This is a genomic window from Nocardia sp. NBC_01499 (assembly GCF_045040275.1).
Lineage (GTDB): Bacteria > Actinomycetota > Actinomycetes > Mycobacteriales > Mycobacteriaceae > Nocardia.
The window spans coordinates 6,707,201-6,732,160 of record NZ_CP109426.1 but is presented as its reverse complement, the minus strand read 5'-3'; the positions used below and the strand labels follow the sequence as shown (position 1 = coordinate 6,732,160).

The following is a 24,960-nucleotide window of genomic DNA, read 5'->3' as shown; positions in this document are numbered from 1 at the left end:
TCGCATGCGATTCTCGGTGCGGGAAATCAGGAAGCGTGCGGTGGTGAGCTAGCGAGCGCGGCCGAGGGCGTCGGCGGCGCGGATGGCGTCGAGGGTCATCGCGGCGTCGACAGCAAATGGCTCGTTGTGGATCGACTCGTTCGGTGCGGTGGCACGGGTCGCGATCGCGGACAGGGTCGTTTGGTGGGCGTCGGCTAAGCCGAGGGCTGCGAGGGTGGTTGGCAGGCCGATCTCGGTGCAGAAGTCGAGGACCGTATTGATCTCGGTCGAGGGCGCGCCTTCCAGGACCAACTGCGTAACGACGCCGAAGGCGACCTTTTCGCCGTGCAGGAACCGGTGGGTCTGCGGTGCGGCGGTCAGTCCGTTGTGGACGGCGTGCGCGGCGGCCAACCCGGAGGATTCGAAGCCGAGACCGGACAGCAAGGTGTTGGCCTCGACGATCCGCTCGAACGCCGGGGTGATGGCGTGCTCGCGCACCGCGGCAAGCGCCTGCGGCCCGTCGGCGAGCAGCGTGTGGTAGCAGAGTTCGGCGAGGGCGGTGGCACTGCGCGTCGACGCGCCCCCGCGCAGATTGCGCACCTGTGCCGCCGTGCAGGTGCGTGCCTCGAACCAGGTGGCGAGCGCGTCACCCATCCCCGAGGCGAGCAGCCGCGCCGGCGCCTGCGCGATGACGGAGGTGTCGACGAGAACGAGCGCCGGATTGCGGCGGAGCAGCTGCGAACCCTCGACTTCGCCAGCGTCGGTGTAGATCACGGACAACGCACTGCACGGCGCATCACTCGACGCGGTGGTAGGACAACTGATCATCGGCAGCCCCAGATCGTCGGCGACCACCCGCGCCGAATCGAGCACCTTCCCGCCACCCGCGCCCAAAACCGCTGTGCTGCCGTTGTCCCGCACACCAGCGGTGATCCTGGCGATCTCCGCCCGAGTGCACTCCCCATTCGAAAGATGCACGGAGTAAGCGATTTTCGCGTCCGTCAGGGACCGCTCCCACGCCTCGGTCAACAACCGCTGCGCACTACGCCCCGCCACGATGGTGACCGGCCCACCGATCCCGAGCCGCGTCATCTCCGCCCCGAGCTGTTCGGTCGCGTCTCGCCCCTGCACGTAATGCCCCGGCGAAGAAAACACACTCAACATCCGAAACCTCCCGATCGGCACGGTTTTCCGTCAACTAGCCGTATCAATGATCGGCAGGCCGCGCGGCATCTGCCTTTCCGCATCGAGAAGTTCGACTTCTACCAGCTCACCGCTCGGCGCGAAACGAAGTACGGCGACGACCTCGCCGTTCTCGTCTTCCACGGGGCGGCTCACCGCGACGCCAGCGGATTCGATCAGCGTGAATTTCAGTGACGCGGCGTTGACTTCTCGGTCGAACTCGATCCGGGGGTAGGTCATCGGCTGTCACCTCGGGCTCGCCATCGGATACCTGGCCGTGATCCTACCTACCGGTTGCGCCACACCGTGATGACATAGCCGTTGCTGTTGGCGATCACGGTGAGGCCACCGCGTCCGGTCGTGTACTTCCAGTTCTTCTTACCGGATTGCCATTGCGCGCTGTGGCACGTGGTCTGTACCACGTGTTCGACATAGTCCGAGGTGATGTTCTCGGCGTTCATTTCCTGCTCGGCGTGCCAGCTGTAGCCGCTGACGAAGCACGGGGCGCTGGCCGCCTGGATGATCGGATCCACGGCGGCGGGTGCGGGCGGAGCCGCCTGCGCGGCGAGGCCAGCGCTACCCCCGACGAACAAGGCCGCCGCAGCCGTTACCAGCACGCACCGATGCGTCACGGTGGTGACGACCGCACGCTTCCGAGACGTTCGCGGATCAGACATGGTAGGCGAAGAGGTAGACGTCGGCCAGGGAGCCGGGGTGCGTCCACGAGAAGTTCTTGGTCGACCCCTTGGGGCACGCGGCCGCACTGTATTCGGTGATGCTGCCTTCGAACACCGCCTTGACCTTGACGCACTGTCCGTCCGCTCGCGTATCCGTGACGAAACCACTGACCGTGACAGCGCCATTGTGGCAGTGCAACTCCCAGTGCGCCCGCCCCGCTCCGATGACCGGGTTGGCAATGGCGCCACAGGTGCCGCGCGGCTCAACCGGCGGATTATCCGAAGCAGGCGTCGCCGCGGGCTCCGTCGCGGCGTAGGCAATCCCGGTACTGACAGGACCAATGAAAATCGTTGCGGCAGAAGCGATAATCATCAATAGCTTTGTCGATTTCATGCATACGACGGTAACTCCGCCGTCGGTAGGCAGGTACTCCCCAGCCATGTGGGGAGACCGCGATTTCGAATCGCTGAAGCTATTCGGAGAAATGATCTAGGTCGGCCCAGTATTTGTGCCAGTCGTCGCTGGTTAGTGGGAGGCGTTGGCCGCGGGCGGATTCGGCGGCGTCTTCGGTGGCGCGGATGGTGGTGGCGAAGGTGAGGGTGGCTTTGCGGAGGCGTTCTTCGGCGCTGTCGGGGCCGCCGAGGTGGACCACGCGGAGTTCGGCGGGGATGAGATCGTCTGGGAGGCCCGCTTTGGTGCTGCGGTCGCGGATCTTTTCGGCGAGGGCCAGGGCGGGTTGGGCCATGGCTATGCCGTCCAGGCAGGAGCGGCGGGATTTTTCCGCGGATTTGCGTTCTTCCCAGGCGGATTCCTGGGCGGCGATCTTTTCTTCGAGAGTGGTGTCGGCGGCGAATTGGGCGTCGCGGAGGTATGGGCTGCGGTTGACAAGTTTGGCTACCAAGGCGGCGGCCACGTCGTTGACCGTGAATTCGCCTGCGTGTTCGGCGATTCGAGAATGGAAGAGGACCTGGAGTAGCAGGTCGCCTAGTTCTTCCTTGATGGTATCGGCGTCGTTGTGCTGGATGGCGTCGAGGAGTTCGTAGGTTTCCTCGAGGAGATAGGGGCGCAACGAGTCGTGGGTTTGGGTTACTTCCCAGCCGCCGAAATTCCAGAGGCGGTCCATGACTTCGACGGCGCCGGTCAAACCGGCCGCCACCACCGCGGTATCGGACGGGGTGTCGTTCGATTGGCTAGCGGCAGCGTGGCGGGCGGCGCGCAGAACGGCCTCATCACGATCGCCACTCATCGCGCGGCCGAGACCTCGGTCGCGGTGGTGAGATCCACCGCGCCCTGGGCTTTTCCGTCGAGGGCGAGCAAGAGGTCGGCGACGAATTGCAGGAGCACGACGTCGCGGACGCGGTCGGCGCCGACGCTGTCTTCGACGCGGGGCAGCGGCAGCGAGATCACGCCGCTGGCCGCGCGGTAATTGGCGCTGGGGTAGATCCGTTTGAGGCGCATCTGCTTCGAGTCGGGCAGGTGCAGCGGGGACACCTTGAGTGTTGTTCCGGTGACGGCGATTTCGGTGACCTCGTATTCGCGCGCCAGCAGCCGCAGTTTCGCGACGGAGACCAGGCGGCCGACCTCGACCGGCAGCGGGCCGTAGCGGTCGATGAGTTCCTCGACGACGGAGGCGAGGGCCGAATCGTCCTGGGCGGAGGCGAGTTTGCGGTACCCCTCGAGACGGAGGCGGTCGCTGCCGATGTAGTCGGGCGGGATGTGCGCGTCGACGGGGAGGTCGATGCGCATCTCCTTGGGCTCCTCGGTGGTGATGGGCCTGCCGTCGGCGGCGGCACGATAGGCCTCGACGGCCTCGCCGACCAGCCGGACGTAGAGATCGAACCCGACGCCGGCGACGTGACCGGACTGTTCGGCGCCGAGCACGTTTCCGGCACCACGGATTTCGAGGTCCTTCATCGCCACGGCCATGCCGGCGCCGAGATCGGAATTCTGCGCGATGGTGGCGAGGCGGTCGTAGGCGGTCTCGGTGAGCGGCTTCTCCGGCGGGTACAGGAAGTAGGCGTAGCCGCGCTCCCGGCTGCGGCCGACCCGGCCACGCAGCTGGTGCAGCTGCGAAAGACCAAGGGCGTCAGCGCGTTCAACGAGCAGGGTGTTCGCGTTGGAGATGTCGAGGCCGGTCTCGATGATCGTGGTGCAGACGAGCACGTCGAATTCGCGCTCCCAGAAACCCTCCACGGTGGATTCGAGGGCGTCCTCGTTCATCTGACCGTGCGCGACGGCGACCCTGGCCTCGGGCACCAGCTCGCGAATCCGCTTGGCCGCCTTGTCGATGGAGGACACCCGGTTGTGCACGTAGAAGACCTGGCCGTCGCGCAGCAGCTCGCGCCGGATGGCGGCGGTGACCTGCTTGTCGTTGTAGGCGCCGACGTAGGTGAGCACCGGATGCCGCTCCTCCGGCGGGGTGAGGATGGTCGACATCTCGCGGATACCGGCCAGGCTCATCTCCAGGGTGCGCGGAATCGGCGTCGCGGACATGGTCAGCACGTCGACGTGGGTGCGCAGCGCCTTGATGTGCTCCTTGTGCTCGACGCCGAACCGCTGCTCCTCGTCGACAACGACGAGCCCGAGGTCCTTCCAGCGCACGCCGGTCTGCAACAGCCGGTGCGTGCCGACCACGATGTCGACGCTGCCGTCGGCCATGCCTTCGAGCACGGCGCGGGCGTCTGCCGGGTCGGTGAATCGGGACAGGCCCTTCACGGTGACCGGGAAGCCGGCGACGCGCTCGGCGAAGGTCTGCAGATGTTGTTGCGCAAGCAGGGTTGTCGGTACAAGCACGACGACCTGCTTACCGTCCTGCACCGCCTTGAACGCGGCGCGCACGGCGATCTCGGTCTTGCCGTAGCCGACGTCGCCGCACACCACCCGGTCCATCGGGACCGCCTTCTCCATGTCCGACTTGACCTCGGCGATGGCGGTCATCTGATCGACGGTCTCGGTGAACGCGAACGCGTCCTCCATCTCCTGCTGCCACGGCGTATCGGGGCCGAACGCGTGCCCGGGCGCCGCCTGGCGCGCGGCGTAGAGCTGCACCAGCTCGCCCGCGATCTCGCGAACGGCCTTGCGCGCCTTGCGTTTCGTGTTCGCCCAATCGGACCCGCCGAGCTTGGACAGGCTCGGCAGCTCGCCGCCGACGTAGCGGGACAGCTGATCAAGCGACTCCATCGGCACGAACAGCCGGTCGCCGGGCTGACCGCGCTTGCCCGGCGCGTATTCGATGACGAGGTATTCGCGGCGCGCGCTGCCGACGGTGCGTTCGATCATCTCGACGAATCGCCCGATGCCGTGCTGGTCGTGCACCACCATGTCGCCCGCGTTCAACGCCAGCGGGTCGACCTGGTTGCGGCGCTTGGCAGGCAAGCGCTTGCCGTCGCCCGGCGCGGTCATCCGGTTGCCGGTGAGGTCGGATTCGGCGACGACGACGAGCCCGGCGTCGTCGAAGATCAGACCGTCGTGCAGCGAGCCGCACAGCACGCCGACGACCCCGTTGCTCGGTTCGGCACCGGGTTCCAGTGCCGCAGCTGGCACGTCGGCGTCGCCGAGGCGTTCCAGAATGCGTTGCGCCGTACCGTGTCCGGCGACGACGACCACGGCGCGGCCGCCGGTGGCAACGTGCGCGCGCAGCGAGGCGAAGATGGTCGCAACGAGCTCGTCGGAGCCGCGGGCGGTCGGCCCGGCGAGCACCGGGAGCACCACCTCGGCGGGGGTGCCCGCGGTGAGCGGGCTCAGCGTCCACCAGGGCAGGTCGCGCTCGTCCGCGCTCGCGTGCACGTCGGGCAGCGCCTGATAGCCGGACGCGGCCAGGTCGAGGCCGTGCGCGCCGAGCGGCGCGTCGGCACCGAAGGAGGCCGCGGTCCAGGACGCCTCGAGGAACTCCTCGCCGGTGCGAACCAGGTCGGCGGCGCGGGTGCGGATCTTCTCCGGATCGCACAGCAGCAGATGGGTGCCCTCGGGCAGTACCTCGGTCAGCAGCCGCAGTTCGCCGGGTTTGAGCACCGGAAGCAGCGCCTCCATGCCGTCCACCGGGACGCCGTTGGCCAGCTTCTCCAGCATTTCGACCAGGGCGGCGTCGGCGGCGTAATCGACAGCCACCTCGGCGGCGCGCGCACGAACGTCGGCGGTGAGCAGCAGTTCGCGGCAGGGCGGCGCGACGACAACATCGACCGACACCTCGGTGAGCGAGCGCTGATCGGCGACCGCGAACGGACGCAGCTCGGTGACCTCGTCGCCCCAGAACTCCACGCGCACCGGATGATCCGCGGTCGGCGGGAAGAGGTCGAGGATGCCGCCGCGCACCGCGAACTCGCCGCGCTTGCCGACCATGTCTACCCGGCTGTACGCGAATTCGACCAGGCGCGTGAGGAGTTCATCGAAGTCGAGTTCGGCGCCGACGCGCAGCACGATCGGCTCGATATCACCGAGGCTGCCCGCCATCGGCTGCATGAGCGACCGCACGGTGGTCACCACGGCACGCAGCGGTGCTGGAAAGGCAGGATCTTCGGGGTGGGCCAGCCTGCGCAGCACTTCGAGCCTGCGCCCGACGGTGTCGGCGCCGGGCGACAATCGCTCGTGCGGCAGGGTTTCCCAGGACGGGAACTGCGCGACCGCCGGGCCGAGCATCTCCTCGAGCTCGACCGTCAGGTCATCCGCCTCGCGCCCCGTCGCGGTCACCACGACGATCGGCTGTTTCGCCACGATCGCCGCGGCGACGAACGCGCGCACGCCGGACGGCCCGACCAGCTCGACCGAGGATTTACCGACCAGCTCGGTGACGGTCCGCAACGCGGCATCGGCACCGGCGACCGCCGCGAGTCCCGCAAGCGGTGGACGATGGGTCGGCATCACAACTCCTGAGCTCAAGCCGGGTAATTCGAGCAGCAGGCAAAAGTCTAGTCAAGGCCGCCGACAGATCGAGCTGAGGCTGCTACGGCACGTAGCGACGCAGGCGCCTGGCGGCGAACTCGCGGAAGTAGGCGAGCTTCTCACCGGGGACGATCGACGGAAGCAGGAAGTACCAGACGCGCTCCATGCGCGTCGCCATCTGATCGATCGACTCGGTGCCGACCGCGATGATGTGCACGCCAGCGGTCATCTCCTGCAGCAGCATGCCGATCACGTCGGCGTCGAGCTCGGGCTGCAAATCGCCTTGGGCGATAGCCCTTTCGGAGAGAACGCGGTAGGTGTCGCCCCAGGTCTTGGCGATGTTGTCGCCCTGGGCGCCGCGGTAGTCACCGATCTGATGGGTCAGCTTGAGCATGGCGCCGACCATCGGATCGTTCATCGATAGGTCGGCGACGACATAGGTGATGCCGATACACGCCTCGAGCGCGGGCACCCTGGGATCGAAGAAACCCTGACACGAGCTGACCAGCCGCTCGTTGCCCTGGTCGACCACCGCGCGCGCCAGCTCTTCCTTCGAGCCGAAGTGAAAGTACAAGGCGCCCTTGGTCACATTGGACTGCGCGATGATCTCGCTCAGACTCGCGTTCGCGTAACCCAAGCGCAGAAAGACATCGGCAGCGCCCGCAAGAACGGAGTCGCGGGTGATCTCCGCGCGCGCTTGCCTAGCCATCAGATCCGCCTGTCATCCTAAAAACCAGCCATCCTGAAGTAGACCGACATCACGAAGTAGACCGACTTACCGCCCGAACAGCACCCAAAGGATGGGTGAACCGTACCACCAGGCGGGCCCTCGGCAGTCAATTCGAGCATTCGACTGGACCCGCTTCGCAATTCGCTGGTTAACAACCCGAGTCACTCCTCGATACCGGCGCGCCACTCCGAGCTGAGATGCGGGTCGGCCTCCAGATGGCTCAGCCCGTTCCAGCACAGATTCACCAAGTGCACGGCGACAACCTCTTTCGAGGGCTTGCGTTCGTCAAGCCACCAGGTCGCGGCGGTGGCGACCTGACCGACCAGCGCCTGCGCGTAGAGGGTAGCCAGGCTGGTGTCGAAACCACGGCGCTCGAAGTCACCGGCGAGGATGTGCGCCACCTGGTTCACGGCCTCGTTGAGCAGGCTCGAGTAGCGCCCCTCGGCGTTGCCGGCCGGTTGATCGCGCACCAGGATGCGGAAGCCGTCGGTGCGTTCCTCGATGTAGGTCAACAGCGCGAGCGCGACCTGTTCGAGCCGGACCCGGGACCGATTCTGGGTGAGCGACGACACGATCATGTCGAGCAACATCGACATCTCCCGGTCGACGACGACCGCGTACAACCCCTCTTTGCCGCCGAAGTGTTCGTACACCACGGGTTTGGAGACTTGGGCCCGCTGCGCGATCTCCTCGATCGAGGTCGCGTCATATCCACGTTCGGCGAATAGCGCGCGACCGATCTCGATGAGCTGCTGTCGCCGCTGGGTTCCGGTCATCCGTGGACGAGGCACCCTGGGCGGTTCACTGGTCGACATCGCTTCCGCCTCCCTTCGCCTAACGACCATCCGGTGCCTTAACTGTTCCAGACAGCCGTTCAGATTGCCCCGTCAACCCCGGGCGCGCCTTCGATCAGCTCGGGCCACGACCGTCTCAACGCTCCAACTACCGGCAAGAATCGCGGAGAGGCGTGGGTGTATGCGAGGATCTTTCCCGTGCCGTGGCACGGAGGCGGGTGTTCCCGATCCGCCGATGTGGCAATCCGCCGTGGTGTAATGGCAGCACCTCTGATTTTGGTTCAGATAGTTCAGGTTCGAGTCCTGGCGGCGGAGCTCGGCAGCACGATGACTATCGTTGGCCCGCACATCTGCGCCCAGCACAGCAGACCGAGCACGATGAGCATGAGCCAAGCACGATGACAGGCAGCCGAGGGAGATCCATGCCACAGCAGACCGCCGTCGTCGTTCTCGCAGCCGGTGCCGGGACGCGAATGCGGTCGAAGACCCCCAAAGTGCTGCATTCGCTGGCCGGTCGAAGCATGCTCGCGCACGCGCTGCATGCGGCGAACGAGATCGACCCCGCATATCTGATCACCGTGGTCGGCCACGACCGCGAGCAGGTCGGCGCCGCCGTCAACGCGGTGGCCACCGACCTCGGCCGCGAGATCACCCCGGCCATCCAGGAAGAACAGCTCGGCACCGGTCACGCGGTGCAGTGCGCACTCGCCGCGCTGCCCGTCGGTTTCACCGGTGATCTGCTCGTCACCTCCGCCGACGTGCCGCTGCTCGACGGGCACACGCTGTCCGCGCTGCTCGACGAGCACCGCAGCTACGCCGAACGGTCCGCGGTGACGGTGCTGACCTTCGTGCCCGACGACCCGAACGGCTACGGCCGCATCGTGCGCGATGCCGACGGCCAGGTGGTCGAGATCGTCGAGCACGCCGACGCCACCCCGGCACAGTCCGCGATCACCGAGGTCAACTCGGGTGTGTACGCGTTCGACGTGAATGTGCTTCGCACCATGATCAGCCGGTTGTCCACCGCGAACGCCCAGCACGAGCTGTATCTGACCGACGTGCTCCGCCTGGCCCGCGAGGCCGGGCATCCGGTGCACGGCGCCCGCCTGGTCGACGCGGCCAAGGTCACCGGCGTGAACGACCGGGTCCAGCTGGCCAACGCGACGAGCAGGCTCAACCGCTACATCCTCGAACGGCACATGCGGGCCGGCGTCACGATCATCGACCCCTCCTCCACCTGGGTGGACGCGAGCGTGCGGATCGGCAGGGACGCGGTGCTTCGCCCCGGTGTGCAACTGCTCGGCGACACCGTGATCGGCGAGGACGCCGAGATCGGGCCGGACAGCACGTTGACCGATGTCGTCGTCGGCGACGGTGCGCGGGTCGTCCGAACGCACGGCGAGGGCGCGATGATCGGCCCCGGCGCGAGCATCGGCCCGTTCAGCTACCTACGTCCCGGCACCGTGGTCGGCAATTCCGGCAAGCTCGGCGCCTTCGTGGAGACCAAGAACGCCTCGATCGGCGCGCACTCCAAGGTGCCGCATCTGACCTATGTCGGCGACGCCACCATCGGTGAACACAGCAACATCGGCGCTTCCAGTGTTTTCGTCAACTACGACGGAGTGACCAAGCATCACACCACTGTTGGATCGCATGTGCGAACGGGAAGCGACACGATGTTTGTCGCACCGGTAACGGTGGGTGACGGCGCGTATACGGCGGCGGGTACTGTACTGCGCAGAAGCGTTCCGCCCGGCGCACTCGCGATATCCGGCGGGCCGCAGAAGAACATCGAGGGCTGGGTGCAGCGGCACCGCCCTGGAACGGCCGCGGCGCGCGCGGCGGCAGAAGCCAACGCCGCCAAAGAGAACTCCGGTCAGGCAATCGAGCAAAAGGACGGCAAACAGCAGTGACCGCGTCATGGATCGACAACCAGAAGAACCTGATGCTCTTCTCGGGACGCGCCCATCCTGAACTGGCCGAGCAGGTCGCCAAGGAACTCGACGTCCACGTCACGCCGCAGACCGCGCGTGACTTCGCCAACGGCGAGATCTTCGTCCGGTTCGAGGAGTCGGTCCGCGGCTCCGACGCGTTCGTGCTGCAGAGCTTCCCCGCGCCGCTGAACCAGTGGCTGATGGAACAGCTCATCATGATCGACGCGCTCAAGCGCGGTTCGGCCAAGCGGATCACCGCCGTGCTGCCGTTCTACCCCTACGCCCGTCAGGACAAGAAGCACCGCGGCCGCGAACCGATCTCGGCTCGCCTGGTCGCCGACCTGCTCAAGACCGCGGGCGCGGACCGCATCATCACCGTCGACCTGCACACCGATCAGATCCAGGGCTTCTTCGACGGCCCGGTCGATCACATGCACGCGCAGCTGCAGCTCGCCGAGTACATCCGCACCAACTACACCCTCGACCACATCACCGTGGTCTCCCCCGACTCGGGCCGCGTGCGCGTCGCCGAGAAGTGGGCCGACTCGCTCGGCGGCTCGCCGCTGGCGTTCATCCACAAGACCCGCGACCCGCTGGTGCCCAACCAGATCAAGGCGAACCGCGTGGTCGGCGATGTCGAGGGCCGCACCTGCATCCTGATCGACGACATGATCGACACCGGTGGCACCATCGCCGGCGCGGTCAAGGTGCTCAAGGACGCCGGTGCCGGTGACGTGGTCATCGCCGCGACGCACGGCGTGCTGAGCGACCCGGCCGCCGAGCGGCTCGCCGCCTGCGGTGCCAAGGAGGTCGTGGTCACCAACACGCTGCCGATCACCGAAGAGAAGAAGTTCGCGCAGTTGACGGTGCTGTCCATCGCCCCGCTGCTGGCCCGCACCATCCGCGAGGTCTTCGAGAACGGCTCGGTCACCGGCCTTTTCAACGGCAACGCATAGGTTTTCACCGCAGCGATGGCGGCTCGGACTTGACGTCCGGGCCGCCATTTCTTTGCGTCCGCTCCGTTAGTTGTGGCAATACGCGGGGATACTGAGGGGTATGGACCGTGAACCGTTGGACACAGACCTGGGCGACGACGACCAAGCCGACGAGATCCGCGCTTACGAGCGCAATATCGAGGATCCGCCGGATGACCTGCGCATTCGCTATCACGAGAACGACGATGACGGCAGGCTCAGCATCGCCGACGAGCTGGCGCAGGAATCGACCCCGCGCGAACAGCGCGCCGAGAAAGCCGCCGATGACGAGCGGCCCGCCGAGGTGATAGCCATGGACATCGTCGACGACACCGATCTCTGACACCCGGTCGATGCTCGCCAGGCGCCACCTGACGCAATCGGCTATCACAGCTCCGCCGCCGTGGTACGCATAACGGACAAGCCGGACGCATTCCGTCCGCGGCTGGCGCGGCGGTGAGGTAGGCAGCGGTGGCGACCGGACGACACGAGGAGGCGCGATGAGCACGCCACAGGATCCGAAACCCACCGGCGGCGCGGAACCAGCAGACGCGGAGTCCGCGTCGGCGCCGAGACAGTCGGGCGCCGCGCCTTCGTCGCGCGACTCCGGTGCTGCCGCGAAGTCCCCCGACTCAGCACCTTCGTTGTCGAAAGATGTTGGCGCGGCGGAACCTTCGAGCGAGCCGTATGCGGCGCCGCCACCCTCGGCCGGTGAGTGGTGGCAGCCCACCGACGCGCCCGCCGGGCCGCTGGGTGGGCAATCGCAGCCGTGGGGCTCGGGACCGGCCGGGCCGCCGACCGAGCAGCCTGCCTGGGGTTCGGGGCCCGCTGGGCCGTCAGGCAACCAACCTTCTTGGGGTTCGGGAACGTCCGGCGGGCAGGCATCGGGGAGTCAGCCGTCGTCAGGCGGACCGGCCGGGCCGTCGAGCAGCCAGCCGTCATCGGGCGGCGGACCTGCTGGACCGTCGAGCAATCAACCCTCGTGGGATTCGGGTCCAGCTGGGCCGTCGAGTAATCAACCCTCGTGGGATTCGGGACCGGCCGGACCATCAAGCAATCAACCCTCGTGGGATTCGGGACCGGCCGGGCCGCCTAGCAGTCAGCCTTCGTCAGGTGGCGGGCCTGCCGGACCGGCCAGCGGTCAGCCGCCTTGGGGTGCGGATCCGTCGGATGGTCAGCAGGCTTGGGGTGCGCCGACCGGTGGTCAGCAGCAGTGGGGGGCGCAGCAGTATCCACAGAATCAGCCGCAGTACCCGGGCAGCGGCCGAGCACCGGATTCGGGTGGGGCACCGCAGTATCCGCAGGGTGGGGTTTACAACTATCCGCCGACCGGTGGTTATGGCGAACAGCGCAGCCCACAGCCCGGCGATTATGGCGCTTACCCGCAGTCCTACGAGCCCTACACCACCCCACCGCAGTCGTCCGGCACCCAGGTGTTCTCGATCATCGGTTTCGTGTGCGCGGTGATCGCGGTGTTGTTCTGCCCCATCCTGTTCGGCCCCGCGGGCATCGTGCTCGGCATCGTCGGCCACAACAAGGGCGAGTCGCTTGGCAAGTGGGCGGCGATCGCGTCGGGCATCACCATGATCATCGGCTTCCTGGTGGGGTTCCTTATCTTCAACGGAGACCTGAGAACGTAGATTGCTCTGTATGAGCGACAAGTTCAGCGGCTTTCCGCTGGCGGGGCTGGATTTCTACGAGGATTTGGAAGCCGACAACTCGAAGACCTTCTGGGCCGCGCACAAGGACGTGTACGAGTCGGCGGTGAAGGCGCCGATGCTTGCCCTCACCGCGGAACTCGAGCCGGATTTCGGTGCGGCCAAGATCTTCCGGCCGTATCGCGACGTGCGCTTCTCCAAGGACAAGACGCCGTACAAGAATCACCAGGGCGCGTATGTCTCCGTTGCGCCGAGCACCGGCTGGTATGTGCAGGTCGGCGCGGCTGGACTCTACGTCGCTGGCGGTTTCTACGGCGGATCGTCGGAACAGATCGCCCAGCTGCGCGCCACCATCGATCACGACGTGCGCGGCCCGGAACTGGCGGCGATCCTGGCGAAGTTGACCAAGGCGGGCTACACCATCGGCGGCGAAAAGCTCAAGACCAAGCCCAAGGGTTACGACGCCGACCATCCGCGCATCGACTTGCTCCGGCACAAGGCCCTGGTCTGCAACAAGGACATCGGGGCACCGCCGTGGCTGGACAAACCACGGGCCGCCAAGGAGATCCGCACCGCCTGGGAGACGATGCGGCCCCTGGTCGACTGGCTCGCCGCGGTGGTGACCGGCGCGACTACCCGGTCGCCCTTGCTTGCCTAGTCGCGTGCGGCGAGGACGAGCGCGAAGCGGTTGTCGGGATCGGTCCACACCTGCTCGGTACTGAACCCGGCGGCGGACAGTTCCGCGTTCAGGCCAGCCACGCGGAACTTGGCGGAGATCTCGGTGCGCATCTGCTCGCCGCGGGCGAACCGCACGGTGAGGTCGAGCTCGCCGACCGTGACGGTCATGTCCTCGGTCGCCGCCAAGCGCATTTCGATCCACTCGTGCTCGGCGTCCCACCGCGCGATGTGCTCGAACTTCTCCGGCGCGAAGTCGGCGTCGAGGCGAGAGTTCAAGACGTGCAGCACATTTCGATTGAACTCCGCCGTCACGCCTGCCGCGTCGTCGTAGGCGGGGACGAGCACGGCCGGATCGATGACAAGTCCGGCACCGAGCAGCAGCTGCTCGCCCGGTTCGAGCACCTCATAGATGCTTGCGAGGAATTCGGCGCGCTCGGCGGGGACCAGGTTGCCGATGGTGCCGCCCAGGAAGGCGATCATCCGGCGGCCACCGCCGGGCAGATTGTGCAGGGTGTCGGTGAAGTCGCTGACCACACCGTGCACGGCGAGGCCGGGGAACTCGGCCGCGATCTCGTCGGCCGCGGCACGCAGCGCCGAGGACGAGACATCCTGCGGGACATAGGTCTTCAGCGGGCCCTCGGCGGTCAGCGCGGAGAGCAGCAGCCGGGTCTTGGCGGCCGAGCCCGCGCCGAGCTCGACGAGCACCTCGGCCTGCGCGACGCGGGCGATCTCGCCGACCACCCGCTCGAGCAGGGCGCGTTCGGTGCGCGTCGGGTAGTACTCGGGAAGCTCGGTGATCTTCTCGAACAGTTCACTGCCGCGCGCGTCGTAGAACCACTTGGGCGGCAGCCACTTCGGGTCGGCGGTGAGGCCGAGCCTGGCGTCCGCGCGCAAGGCCGAGGTGAGGTCGTCGTCGGATAGGTGGATCTCCAGCGTAGGTGCGGTCATCGGGAAGCGCCTTTCGTGCTGTCGGGCAGCGGATCGATGGTGAGCTTGCCTGGCCTGGCGATAACCAGGCTGCGGTCGGGAATCGACTGCCAATTCGGATCGTCGTCATAGGGTTCGGAGGCGAGCACGGCGGCGGTGTCGGTGACCAACGCCGACAGGGCGTGGTGCACCGTGGTGGCCCACAGGGTTTCGCCGTCGCCGAGCAGGAAGTTGAGCCGAGCGGTCGGCTCGTGTTTCAGCACGCCGGAGGCGAGCAGGCCGAGGGCGGTGCCGGGGGAATCGACGAAACCGTCCGGTGCCACCGCGGTGAGCAACTGCCGCAGCAGCACCCAGAGCGTCGCGGCATCGGTGGGCGATTCGGCGTCGAGCAATTGGATCGTCTCGAAGAGTCTGGTCGCGCCGAATTGGGAGGCGGCCACGTCCATGTCCGACGACGCGGCGGTGATGACCCGCCGCCAGTTCGGCACCGAACCGTTGTGGCTGAAGGCCCACCGCTCGCTGGTGAACGGCGCGCACGCGGTCCGTTCGATGGGCATGCCGACGGTGGCGGACCGGATCGACCCGAGCACGGCGGTCGAATGAAGTTGGGACAGCACCTCTTCCACCGCAGGGTCGGTCCAGATGGGTGCGGCGTTGCGGTACCGGCTGGCGATCAGCGTGCTGGCCGTCGCGCCATCGCCGGGTAGTGCGCTGGTGGCCAACGGGTTTCGAGTGCCGACCAAATCGGCGTCCCGCCACCACGCGACGCCGAATCCGTCGGCATTGATGGTGCCGCCGCCACGCATGTCTCGCGGTGCCCAGGCCTGGGTCCGCAGGGAATGCGTACCGCCCGTGAGCATCTCACCGACGCGCACCGCCGGGCCGACGTAACCGAGATGTCTGCACATCAGCGTTCACCTCCAGTTGGTTTGTCTGCGGCGCTCATTCGCCCTCCCCCGGCCGCAGATCGCGAGCGAGCCGGAATCCCGAGAAGATCTGCCGCCGGATCGGGTGGTCCCAGTTGCGGAAGGTGCTGCGGCAGGCGACCGGGTCGGTGCCGAAGGAGCCGCCGCGCAGGACGCGATAGTCGCCGCCGAAGAACACCTCCGAGTACTCCTTGTACGGGAAGGCGTGGAAGCCCGGGTAAGGGTCGAAACCCGATGCGGTCCACTCCCAGACATCGCCGATGAGCTGATGCACCCCGGCCGGGGACGCGCCCGCCGGATAGGCGCCGACATCGGCCGGTTCCAGATGGCGCTGACCGAGATTCGCGGTGGCGGCGTCGGGTTCGGTGTCGCCCCAAGGGAATCGGCGGGTGGCGCCGGTGGCCGGGTCGTGGCGCGCCGCCTTTTCCCATTCGGCCTCGGTGGGTAGACGCTTACCCGCCCAGTTGGCGAACGCCTCGGCCTCGAACCAGCACACGTGCACCACCGGCTGGTGCGGGCGCAGCGGGGTCATCACGCCGAAAACGCGACGCCACCAGTGCCCGGCGGGGTCGCGCTCCCAGAATTGCGGCGCGACGAGGCCAGCCTCCGTGCGGTGCGCCCAACCGCGTTCGGACCACAGCTCGGGCCGGTCGTAGCCGCCGTCGTCGATAAAGGCGAGGTACTGCTCGTTGGTCACCGGCGCGGCGTCGATCGCGAAGCCGGGCAACCGAACTCGATGCGCGGGGCGCTCGTTGTCCAGTGCCCACGGATCGGTGGACGTGCCCATGGCGAATTCGCCTGCGGGAACGACGACTTCGCCGGTGACGGGAGCGGTGGTGGTCGGCACGGCAAGCGCCGTCAATACCGCGGCACCGGTGCGCAGCTGGTGGGTGGCCAGCATGGTCTCGTCGTGCTGCTGCTCGTGCTGGGCGATCATGCCGAAGGCGAAACCGCCGTCGACCAGCGGCGAACCGCGTAAGTCGCTGCGGTCGAGCACATCCAACACCTTGTCGCGCACGGTGCCGACGTAGCCCCTGGCCTGAGTCGGATCGAGCAGCGGCAGCGCGGGGCGGTTCGAGCGGGCGTGTTTGAACGCGTCGTACAGCTCGTCGATGTCGGCGCGCACCGGCTCGCGGCCACCGACATCGCGGACCAGCCACAGTTCTTCCTGATTGCCGATGTGCGCGAGATCCCAGACCAGGGGGCTCATCAGCCGCGAGTGCTGGGCCACCAGCTCGGCCTCGTCGATGCAGTCGGTGAGGGTGAGGGTGCGTTGTCTTGCGCGAGTGAGTACTTCGGCGATCTGCTCGCGCAGGTGCTCGGTGGCCGCGTTGTCGGTGGCAGGCGAATGGTGAATGGTCACGATAGGTCTCCGGTGCTAGTTCCTGTCGGCTTCGGCGCAGCTCCGTGCGCCGGACCGGATCGGCAATGCAGACAAGCTCTCGGCACGACCGCGCCAAGGGAAAGCTCACTCATGACTCCACGTCGCTGACGCTCAGCTCCGTCATGACCGAGCGATGCACGGCGGTGTCTTTGGTTCGCTCGCTGACGCGCGCTCACGAGACGGTTCCTGAACCACCCGCCCTGGCACCGGCCGCGGCGGAATCCGCCGCGGGTCTATGGCCGCTGCGACATCGTTCGGCGGCGGATTCGATCTCGCGGGCGGCCTCGTCGGTCGCCGCGTTGGCGGCGGCCAGGCTGAGGAGTTCCACCGCGACCGACCGGATATCCAGATCGGCCAATCCGTGGCGGGCGGCGTCGAGCCAGTGCCCGGCGAGTGGCGCGGCGATGGCGATCGCCTCGGCCACCACGGTGCGGCTGGACATGAGCGCGTCGAGGACGTGGATCGGGACGGTCCAGCTGTCGCCGGGCTGGGCGTCGATATAGCGGACCTCGAGATACCCGGACGCACGCACCGGCGGAAACAGCGTGGTGAGGTGATAGTCGAGGTCGTTGCGGTCGGGCCTGCGCCCGACCTCGTCGTCCAGCGCACCGGTGAGCCAGTCCGCGAAGGTGGCTCCCGGCGGTGGCGACCAGCCAGTGTCGGCGCCGTGACCATTCGTGCTCGGCCCCGCGGTGTCCTCCGGTCTTCGGACGCACAGCAGCGGCACGTCGAGCGCCCACCTGCTGTAGCCGAGGATCGGATCCGCCCAGTCCATCAGCGGCGGCCTGGTCCTGGCGTTGTCGAGGCGCAGCCAGGCCCGCATCCGCTGCGACGCCCACTCACCCGCAGGTGCGCCACGCAACGAGGGCGAGCAGGCGAAGGCGGCGAGCAATGCCGGGCCGATGGCATACAGCGCGGTCCAGCGGGCGGCGATATCGGCGCGATCGGCGCCGGCGTCGACGCTGACCTGGGTCGCGGCGGTATTGCACATCATGAGTTTGCCGAACGGGCCGATACCGGCGAAGGTCTGTTCCATCGCGCGATAACGCGGCAGCTGGAGCAGCCGCTTGGGGCGGCGGTCCGCGTCGGCGGCGAGGGAAACGGTTCGGATGGAACGAGATTCGAGAAGTTCCCGCAAGAGGCGGGCATCGTCGCGGAGCGAGGTACTCAACTGCGCGGCATCAGCGAATGGTGCGCTGGATAGTTCGATCTGACCGCCGGGTTCGATGGTGACCCGGCTGCCCCCTGGCAGTGCCAACTCCGGCGAATCGGGGGCGATGGACCGTGGTGCGTAGGGTCCGAGGGCATCGGCAAGAGCAGTCAATTGCGGACGCGGGGCGGCCGACGGGCCTGACGCCGAACACTCACCCTGCACGGTGAGCCATTCGAGCTCGGCGCCGATCAGCGTAGGTGGTCCCTGCTTGAAGCAGACACCGCCGATATACGCCTCGGCGGCGGCTCGCGAATTGAGCTCCCCGTCGTGAATGACCCGACTGACCAGCTCTGAATGTTCCAGCGTGACCGCCATACCAACCTCCACTGTGCGTCCGAGTTGCTGTGGTTTCGTGTCCGCCGTTGATCTGTAACCGTCGCGTGGCCGTGCTGTGTTCCCGTCGCGGCGATTCATCCAGAGTAGCGAGGGGGACCGACAAGAAATCGACAAGAATCCGAACTGGGGACCATCCCGGTACGGACGGACTCCGCCCGGCTATGCCCGTTAAAGTCGGAATCATGCTGGATGAAGAGCGTGTCCGAGCCGACACTCCGGGTTGTGCGTCCGACGCCGAGCCGGGTTCGGTATTCCTCGACAGTGCCGGATCATCACTGCCGCCGCGCGTCGTTCTCGACACCGCCATCGACCATCTGCGGCGCGAGGCCGAGGTCGGTGGCTACCGCGCCGCGAACGAACGCCTCGACGATCTCGCCGCGGTGAAGACCGCGATCGGCACCCTCATCAACGCGACGCCGGCCAGCATCGCGTTGAGCGACAGCGCAACTCGTTCGTGGGCCGATTTCTTCTACTCGATTCCGCTGGCCGAGGGCGACCGCATCCTGATCTCCGAGGCCGACTACGCGAGCAACGCCATCGCCGCATTGCAGCGCGCCCGCGCGACCGGGGCGACGGTGGAGCAGATCCCGAGCGACGGCACCGGACAAATCGACCTCGACGCGCTGACGAACATGGTCGACGAACGGGTCAAGCTGGTCTCGGTGCTGCATGTGCCGACCAACGGCGGCCTGGTCAACCCGGCCGCCGAGGCAACAAGGATCGCCCATTCGGTGGGTGCGCTCGTGCTGCTCGACGCCTGCCAGTCGACCGGGCAGCTCGCGATCGATGTGGCCGAACTCGATGTCGACGCGCTCTCGGCCACCGGCCGCAAGTGGCTGCGCGGACCGCGCGGCACCGGATTCCTTTACCTGCGAACGGAATTGGCGCGATCCCTCGAACCGGGGCGGCTCGACCTGCACAGCGCGGAATGGACCGGCCCCGACGAATACCGCCTCGCGCCCGACGCCAGCCGGTTCGAGTTCTGGGAATGCGATGTGGCCGGGCGCCTCGGCCTCGGCGCGGCCGTGCGGTATCTGCTCGACCTCGGCCCAGACAACGTCTACGACGCCATCGCGGCCCGTGCGGAGCACCTACGCAAGGCGCTACCCGAGATTCCCGGAGTTACGGTGCGCGACATCGGTATTCGGCACAGCGGCATCGTGTCGTTCACCGTCGACGGTGTCGATTCCCTCGCGGTGCGCGATCGCCTTGCCGCACAAGACATCACGGTGACCGTGAGCCACGCCAGCTCCACGCTGCTCGATATGACCGGTCGCGGGCTGCGGTCCGTGGTCCGCGCCTCGCCGCACTGTTTCGTGAGCTTCGACGAGCTGGACCGGTTCGTCGCGGCCGTCGCCGCGCTGTAGTCGGCCGGTCCCGGCCGCATGACGCGCCGGGACCGGAACACCGCGTGACATGGGCAAACCTGTTCCAGCGGAACATAATTCGGCTGAGTCCAGCTACTCACGCCAGGTGTAGGTCGAGGGCGCGGTCGACCAGGGCGCGAATGTCGGCGGCCGGGGCGACCAAGCGCAGGCTGCGGTTCGCCTGCAGTGCGGCGATGCCGTGCAGGTTCGTCCACAACGCGATCGCGCGCTCGCCAGGGTCCACCGAGTCGGGGTGAGCGGCCTCGCTCACCAACGCCACGAACCGCTGGAACAGTGGCAACGTCGTAGCACGCAGATTCTCGCCGGAACCTTCGAGTAGATCGTGCCGGAACATCAGGGTGAACATCTCCGGCCGTGCACCGGCGAACTCGACATACTCGACACTCATGCGCGCCAGGCGATCTCGCGTGGTCTCGCCACCGGGATCGGCCGCCGCGAACCGCTCGATCAGATCGGCGAACCCGCGCGCCGCGATGGCCGCGAGCAACGCACGGTGAGTCGGAAAGTGCCTGCGCGGTGCCCCATGTGAGACACCCGCGGCCCGCGTAATGGCGCGAAGTCCCAATTGCGCCGCACCAACCTCTTCCAACAGGTCGACGCCCGCGCCGACCAGCCGTTCCCGCAGCGGTTCACTCTCGACCATGCAGACATTGTCTACGGCAGCCATCGCATCCCCCATTCCGGGTGTAGACACTGTCTACACGATGCGGTAGACAGTGTCTACACATTCATTCTTCTGGAGGTCTCCGTGTGGTATCGGCTCTTCAAGTACGTGTTGCTCGGCCCCGTATTGCGGATGCTGGGTAGACCCGAAGTCGAAGGGCTCGACCATGTTCCGCGCACCGGACCGGTGATCGTCGCGGCCAACCACCTCGCGGTGATCGACTCGCTGTACCTGGCGCTCGTGCTGCCACGGCAGGTCACGTTCCTGGCCAAGCAGGAGTACTTCACCGGAACCGGACCGCGCGGCCGCTTCAAGCGGTGGTTCTTCTCGGCGACGGGCCAGGTGCCGGTCGACCGGACCGGCGGCAGCGCGGCGGCGGACGCACTGGCCGCCGCCACCCGCATTCTCGAAGCCGGTGGCGTCTGGGCCATCCACCCCGAGGGCACCCGCTCGCCGGACGGACGGATCTACCGCGGCCGCACCGGCACCCTGCGCGTCGCGATGGCGACCGGCGCCCCGGTGATCCCGGTCGTGCTCTCCGGCACCGATCGCGTCAACCCCCGTGGCCGTCGGCTGCCCAGGTTCGGCAAGGTCAGGATCAGCTTCGGCGCCCCGCGCTACTACCTACCCGCCGAGCAGCACCACGTCGCGCGGACGGCCACCGACGAGCTGATGCGCGAGCTGGCCGCCCGCTCCGGCCGCCACTACGTCGACCGATACGCCACCACCTTCCGCTGAACTCCGCCGCGATAACGGATACCCGCGACACTCCAGCAAACTCCGACACGCAGGAAGCAGGTTAACGCCACGCCGGAATGGCGGGATAGTTGATTGCAGGTCGGCAGGCGGCCCGAAGCTGGTGATGAGGGAGTTGACGTTGAGCAGGTTCACCGACGAGATGTACGCGACGGCGCAGGCGTCGACCCGTGGGCTGGTGACCGGCGAGCCGAGCGCGCCCCTGCGCCAGGGCTGGGGCGAGATCCATCGGATCGCCCGGCGGATGGCGGGCGGCCTCGCGGCGGCGGGCATCGGCCACGGTGACGCCGTCGGCGTGCTCGCGGGCATGCCGGTCGACATCGCACCCGCCTGCCAGGGCATCTGGATGCGCGGCGCCTCGATCACCATGCTGCACCAGCCGACCCCGCGCACCGATCTCGTCGTCTGGGCCCGCGACACCGAGACCGTGCTGACCATGATCGAGGCGCGCGCGGTGGTGCTCGGCGCACCGTTCGAGGCGGCCGAGCCGCTGCTGCGCGAACGCGGCATCACCGTTGTCCGCATCGACCAGCTGCGCGACGGCACCGACACCGACCCGGTGCCGACCACCGAGGACGATATCGCCTTGCAGCAGTTGACTTCTGGATCAACCGGCTCACCCAAGGCGGTGCGGATCACGCACAGCAACTTCTTCGTCAACGCCTACGCCATGTTCGACCGGGTCAAGTTCCAGCTCGACGACGACGTGATGATCAGCTGGCTGCCGCTGTTCCACGACATGGGCATGGTCGGATTCCTCAGTGTCCCCATGCAAATCGGCGCCGAGGTGGTGTGCGTGACGCCGCTCGACTTCCTGCGGCGCCCGCTGCTGTGGGCCGAGCTGATCGCCAAGTATCGCGGAACAGTCACCGCCGCACCGAATTTCGCGTACTCGCTGCTTGCCCGCCGACTGCGGCAGGCCGACGACGGCGCGTTCGATCTCAGCAGCGTCCGCTACATGTGGAACGGGGCCGAGCCGGTCGACCCGGACACCATGGAGACATTGGCCGCGGCCGGAAAGCGCTTCGGGCTCAGCCCGATGGCGCTGACCCCGGTGTACGGCATGGCGGAAACGACACTGGCCGTGTCGCTTCCGGACCCCGGCCTCGGCCAGGTGGTCGACGTGATCGACTCCGACCTGCTCGAGGCGGTGGGCAAGGCCGTTCCGGTGACCGACGAGCACGGGCACACCGGCAATACCCGCAGGCTGCCGACGCTCGGCTACCTGGTCGATCATCTGGAGGGCCGGGTCGTCGACGAGGAACGTCAACCGCTGCCGAGCCGTTCCGTGGGCGTCATCGAATTACGCGGCCCGGCAGTCACTTCCGGCTACGTCACGGTCGACGGCTTCCGCCCGGCGCAGGACGCGGCCGGCTGGCTCGACACCGGCGATATCGGCTACTTCACCGACGAGGGCCTGATCGTGGTGTGCGGCCGGATCAAGGACGTCATCATCATGGGCGGCCGCAACATCTACCCAACCGACGTCGAGCGCGCCGCGACCAGGGTGGCCGGAGTGCGGCCCGGCAACGCCGTCGCCGTGCGGCTGGACGCCGGGCAGAAGCGCGAGAGTTTCGCGGTGGTGGTGGAGAGCAACGAGTACCAGGATGCCGAGGCGGTCAAGCGGATCGAGCGCGAGATCGTGCACGCGGTGTTCTCCGAGGTCGGCGCCAGGCCGCGGACCGTGGCCATCCTCGGCCCCGGCGCGCTGCCGAAGACCTCCTCCGGCAAGCTCCGCCGCTCCGCCACCGCCGTCCACCTGCGCTGAGGGAAAAGCCTCGGCACCGATGAGTCTCCGGCACCGGCATCGTCTGCATTGATAGCCAGCGAATAGGAGACGGCGATGCCCGAACTCGAGCCGACCACCGAACTGCACGAGGGCTTCAGCAGCCCCGGTGCGACCCCACCGGCCTGGTCGGCGGTGCGCGAGGTGCTGACCACATCGGAAATGTTCTGGCTGTCCACCACCCGGCGCGACGGCCGTCCGCACGTCACGCCGCTACCGGCGATCTGGCACGACGGCAGCCTGCACATCTGCACCGGTGCGCAGGAGCAGAAGGGGGTGAACCTGGCCGCCGAACCGCGCTGCATTCTGAGCACCGGCACCAACGAGATGAACTCGGGGCTCGATGTGGTGGTCGAGGGCACGGCTGTCCGAATCACCGACCAAGCGACGCTTCGACAGCTGTCGAAGCTGTGGAAGTCCAAGCTGGACTGGGACTTCACGGCGGTGGACGCGGGCTTCGACGATGGCGCGGGACATGTCGCCTACGTCTATGCCGTCGCACCGGCCAAGGTGCTGGCCTTCGGCAAGGGCGAGCCCTTCAGCCAAACCCGTTACCGCTTCGGCTGAACAGCGACGCGAAGAGCGAAAGACATTGACAGCGCGGCGAATTCGCGACGCTCAGTGCACCCGGTTCTGCGCGGCTTCGAGACCGACCCTGAGCAACAGCTCGACGGCGTCGGCGGCCTGCTCCACGATCACCGGCACCTCTTTGCGTTCCGGCGCCGCGAACGGCTTGAGCACGTAATCAGCGGGATCCTGGCGACCGGGCGGACGGCCGATGCCGATCCGGGTGCGCAGATACTCCTTGGTGGTGAGGGCACTGGAGATAGAGCGGAGCCCGTTGTGCCCGCCCTCGCCACCGCCGCGCTTGAGCCGGATCTCACCGAACTGGAGGTCGAGCTCGTCGTGCACGACGATCACCTCGGTGGGCGGCACGGAGAAGAACTTCGCCAGCGCGGCGACCGGGCGCCCGGACAGGTTCATGAACGAGCGCGGCTTGGCGATCAGCACCTGGCGGCCGTCGAGGCGGGCCTGCAGCAGGTCGGCGCCGGACTTCTTGTGCACGGCAAAACGGCCGCCGACGCGCTCCGCGAGCACGTCGGCGACCAAAAACCCCACATTGTGCCGGGTCCGCTCGTATTCGGTTCCTGGGTTTCCCAGTCCGACGACGAGCGCGGGCCCGGTCGTGGATTCGGTCATCGACAACCGATTCCGGTGTTATTTACTCGGCGCTCGCGGCTTCGGCGGCGGCCTCGGCAGCCTCGGCGGCTTCCTCGGCCTCGGCCTCGGACTGCGGGGCGGCGATGATGTTGACGATCAGGGTCTCCGGATCGACGATCAGCGTGACGCCCTTGGGCAGGGTCAGCTGGCTGGCGTTGATCTGGGTGCCGGCCTCGATGCCCTCGACCGAGACCTCGATGGACTCGGGAATGCTCATCGCGTCGGACTCGATGGAGATGGTGGTGGCGTCCTGGGTGACCAGGGTGCCGGGGGCGGCGTCGCCGGTGACGATGACGTTCACATCGGCGGTGACCTTCTCGCCCTTCTTGATGATGAGCAGGTCGGCGTGCTCGATGTAGCGGCGAATCGGGTGCACCACAACCGATTTGGTGAGCGCGAGCTGCTTCTTGCCGTCGATGACGAGGCTGAGCACCGCGTTGGTGCCGTGCTCGCGCAGAATGGCGGAGAAGGCACGGGCGTCGAGCGAGAGGTGCTGCGGGTCGGCCTGGTGGCCGTACAGCACGGCGGGAACGTTGCCCGCGCGACGGGTACGGCGGGCGGCACCCTTACCGAACTCGGTGCGTACGGCGGCTTCGAGAAGGTTGGCGTCGGACATGACTGGATCTACTCCCTACGGCTGTTCCGGGCTGTCAACAGTGCGCCAGGGTCTGTTTCCGCCCTGGCTAGGTTGGTCTACTCGTCCGACGAAAGAACCAACGGGGACGGCCGGAAGCCGAGCCGCGTCGATCACGGTGAACGCAAATCAAGGTCTGCGGTCACCCTCGCCGAGACAACCCGAACACCATACCGCAATGGTTATGTGCAGGTTGAATCGGGTGGTCAGGCACAGGTCGTGTCGGGGACATGTGGATCG

The 24,960-nt window shown here is 67.4% G+C and carries 24 protein-coding genes and 1 tRNA gene; 10 read left to right on the top strand and 15 right to left on the bottom strand.

Features of this window, described 5'->3' with window-relative positions; genetic code table 11:
* Positions 1 to 48: 48 nt before the first annotated feature.
* From OG203_RS30790 to OG203_RS30755, 8 genes are all read right to left on the bottom strand, one after another.
* Entirely contained in the window at positions 49 to 1,143 is a 1,095-nt protein-coding gene (locus OG203_RS30790; protein ID WP_405160731.1) for a glycerol dehydrogenase, read from the bottom strand.
* A 30-nt stretch (positions 1,144 to 1,173) separates the two neighbouring features.
* Complete coding sequence (locus OG203_RS30785; RefSeq protein WP_405160730.1) at positions 1,174 to 1,401, bottom strand: hypothetical protein; 228 nt, start codon at positions 1,399 to 1,401, stop codon at positions 1,174 to 1,176.
* A gap of 47 nt (positions 1,402 to 1,448) precedes the next feature.
* Positions 1,449 to 1,778: a hypothetical protein gene (locus OG203_RS30780; RefSeq protein ID WP_405160729.1), complete on the bottom strand. Its 330-nt coding sequence runs from the start codon at positions 1,776 to 1,778 to the stop codon at positions 1,449 to 1,451.
* A gap of 52 nt (positions 1,779 to 1,830) precedes the next feature.
* Positions 1,831 to 2,232, bottom strand: a complete 402-nt coding sequence (locus tag OG203_RS30775; protein ID WP_405160728.1) for a hypothetical protein — start codon at positions 2,230 to 2,232, stop codon at positions 1,831 to 1,833.
* Between the two features lie 79 nt (positions 2,233 to 2,311).
* A complete protein-coding gene (locus tag OG203_RS30770; protein WP_405168060.1) occupies positions 2,312 to 2,962 on the bottom strand; it encodes a MazG family protein in 651 nt (216 codons plus the stop codon).
* Between the two features lie 119 nt (positions 2,963 to 3,081).
* Positions 3,082 to 6,696 (bottom strand): transcription-repair coupling factor, encoded by a 3,615-nt coding sequence (mfd, locus tag OG203_RS30765; RefSeq protein ID WP_405160727.1) that lies wholly within the window; start codon positions 6,694 to 6,696, stop codon positions 3,082 to 3,084.
* A gap of 82 nt (positions 6,697 to 6,778) precedes the next feature.
* Positions 6,779 to 7,426, bottom strand: a complete 648-nt coding sequence (locus OG203_RS30760; protein ID WP_396975032.1) for a TetR family transcriptional regulator — start codon at positions 7,424 to 7,426, stop codon at positions 6,779 to 6,781.
* A 182-nt stretch (positions 7,427 to 7,608) separates the two neighbouring features.
* Positions 7,609 to 8,223: a TetR/AcrR family transcriptional regulator gene (locus OG203_RS30755; protein ID WP_051187212.1), complete on the bottom strand. Its 615-nt coding sequence runs from the start codon at positions 8,221 to 8,223 to the stop codon at positions 7,609 to 7,611.
* Between the two features lie 262 nt (positions 8,224 to 8,485).
* Here OG203_RS30755 and OG203_RS30750 point away from each other — a divergent pair.
* The 6 genes from OG203_RS30750 (at position 8,486) to OG203_RS30725 (ending at position 13,465) form a co-directional block, all read left to right on the top strand.
* Positions 8,486 to 8,556, top strand: a tRNA-Gln gene (locus OG203_RS30750).
* A 107-nt stretch (positions 8,557 to 8,663) separates the two neighbouring features.
* Positions 8,664 to 10,154 (top strand): bifunctional UDP-N-acetylglucosamine diphosphorylase/glucosamine-1-phosphate N-acetyltransferase GlmU, encoded by a 1,491-nt coding sequence (gene glmU / locus OG203_RS30745; RefSeq protein WP_405160726.1) that lies wholly within the window; start codon positions 8,664 to 8,666, stop codon positions 10,152 to 10,154.
* On the top strand, positions 10,151 to 11,131 hold the full coding sequence (locus OG203_RS30740; RefSeq protein ID WP_357381568.1) for a ribose-phosphate diphosphokinase: 981 nt from the start codon (positions 10,151 to 10,153) through the stop codon (positions 11,129 to 11,131). The genes glmU and OG203_RS30740 overlap by 4 nt, the downstream gene beginning before the upstream one ends.
* 100 nt (positions 11,132 to 11,231) lie before the next feature.
* Positions 11,232 to 11,492, top strand: a complete 261-nt coding sequence (locus tag OG203_RS30735) for a hypothetical protein (RefSeq protein ID WP_405160725.1) — start codon at positions 11,232 to 11,234, stop codon at positions 11,490 to 11,492.
* A 157-nt stretch (positions 11,493 to 11,649) separates the two neighbouring features.
* Entirely contained in the window at positions 11,650 to 12,789 is a 1,140-nt protein-coding gene (locus tag OG203_RS30730) for a hypothetical protein (protein ID WP_405160724.1), read from the top strand.
* A gap of 10 nt (positions 12,790 to 12,799) precedes the next feature.
* Positions 12,800 to 13,465: a DUF2461 domain-containing protein gene (locus OG203_RS30725; RefSeq protein ID WP_405160723.1), complete on the top strand. Its 666-nt coding sequence runs from the start codon at positions 12,800 to 12,802 to the stop codon at positions 13,463 to 13,465.
* Here OG203_RS30725 and egtD read toward each other — a convergent pair.
* The 4 genes from egtD to egtA all read right to left on the bottom strand — a co-directional run bounded on the left by egtD (position 13,462) and on the right by egtA (position 18,250).
* Complete coding sequence (gene egtD / locus OG203_RS30720) at positions 13,462 to 14,433, bottom strand: L-histidine N(alpha)-methyltransferase (protein WP_405160722.1); 972 nt, start codon at positions 14,431 to 14,433, stop codon at positions 13,462 to 13,464. The two genes, OG203_RS30725 and egtD, sit on opposite strands and share 4 nt — an antisense overlap.
* Positions 14,430 to 15,320 (bottom strand): class II glutamine amidotransferase, encoded by an 891-nt coding sequence (locus OG203_RS30715; protein WP_405160721.1) that lies wholly within the window; start codon positions 15,318 to 15,320, stop codon positions 14,430 to 14,432. Before OG203_RS30715 ends, egtD begins: the two co-directional genes overlap by 4 nt.
* 34 nt (positions 15,321 to 15,354) lie before the next feature.
* Positions 15,355 to 16,701, bottom strand: coding sequence for an ergothioneine biosynthesis protein EgtB (egtB, locus tag OG203_RS30710; protein ID WP_405160720.1), 1,347 nt, complete (start codon positions 16,699 to 16,701; stop codon positions 15,355 to 15,357).
* A gap of 193 nt (positions 16,702 to 16,894) precedes the next feature.
* Positions 16,895 to 18,250, bottom strand: coding sequence for an ergothioneine biosynthesis glutamate--cysteine ligase EgtA (egtA, locus tag OG203_RS30705; protein WP_405160719.1), 1,356 nt, complete (start codon positions 18,248 to 18,250; stop codon positions 16,895 to 16,897).
* Between the two features lie 203 nt (positions 18,251 to 18,453).
* On the opposite strand from egtA, the gene OG203_RS30700 reads away from it, so the two are divergent.
* A complete protein-coding gene (locus OG203_RS30700) occupies positions 18,454 to 19,638 on the top strand; it encodes an aminotransferase class V-fold PLP-dependent enzyme (protein ID WP_405160718.1) in 1,185 nt (394 codons plus the stop codon).
* Positions 19,639 to 19,735: 97 nt separating this feature from the next.
* On the opposite strand, the gene OG203_RS30695 is transcribed toward OG203_RS30700, so the two are convergent.
* Complete coding sequence (locus OG203_RS30695; protein ID WP_405160717.1) at positions 19,736 to 20,302, bottom strand: TetR/AcrR family transcriptional regulator; 567 nt, start codon at positions 20,300 to 20,302, stop codon at positions 19,736 to 19,738.
* Between the two features lie 105 nt (positions 20,303 to 20,407).
* Here OG203_RS30695 and OG203_RS30690 point away from each other — a divergent pair, with 105 nt between their 5' ends.
* The 3 genes from OG203_RS30690 to OG203_RS30680 all read left to right on the top strand — a co-directional run bounded on the left by OG203_RS30690 (position 20,408) and on the right by OG203_RS30680 (position 23,432).
* Complete coding sequence (locus OG203_RS30690) at positions 20,408 to 21,061, top strand: lysophospholipid acyltransferase family protein (RefSeq protein ID WP_405160716.1); 654 nt, start codon at positions 20,408 to 20,410, stop codon at positions 21,059 to 21,061.
* A 139-nt stretch (positions 21,062 to 21,200) separates the two neighbouring features.
* On the top strand, positions 21,201 to 22,847 hold the full coding sequence (locus OG203_RS30685; protein WP_405160715.1) for a fatty acyl-AMP ligase: 1,647 nt from the start codon (positions 21,201 to 21,203) through the stop codon (positions 22,845 to 22,847).
* 75 nt (positions 22,848 to 22,922) lie between these two features.
* Positions 22,923 to 23,432: a pyridoxamine 5'-phosphate oxidase family protein gene (locus tag OG203_RS30680; RefSeq protein WP_405160714.1), complete on the top strand. Its 510-nt coding sequence runs from the start codon at positions 22,923 to 22,925 to the stop codon at positions 23,430 to 23,432.
* A 51-nt stretch (positions 23,433 to 23,483) separates the two neighbouring features.
* On the opposite strand, the gene pth is transcribed toward OG203_RS30680, so the two are convergent.
* Both pth and OG203_RS30670 read right to left on the bottom strand, forming a co-directional pair.
* The gene (pth, locus tag OG203_RS30675; protein ID WP_405160713.1) at positions 23,484 to 24,065 is read right to left on the bottom strand and encodes an aminoacyl-tRNA hydrolase; all 582 of its coding nucleotides are present in this window, start codon (positions 24,063 to 24,065) and stop codon (positions 23,484 to 23,486) included.
* Positions 24,066 to 24,087: 22 nt separating this feature from the next.
* Positions 24,088 to 24,702 (bottom strand): 50S ribosomal protein L25/general stress protein Ctc, encoded by a 615-nt coding sequence (locus tag OG203_RS30670; RefSeq protein WP_405160712.1) that lies wholly within the window; start codon positions 24,700 to 24,702, stop codon positions 24,088 to 24,090.
* Between the last annotated feature and the right edge of the window lie 258 nt (positions 24,703 to 24,960).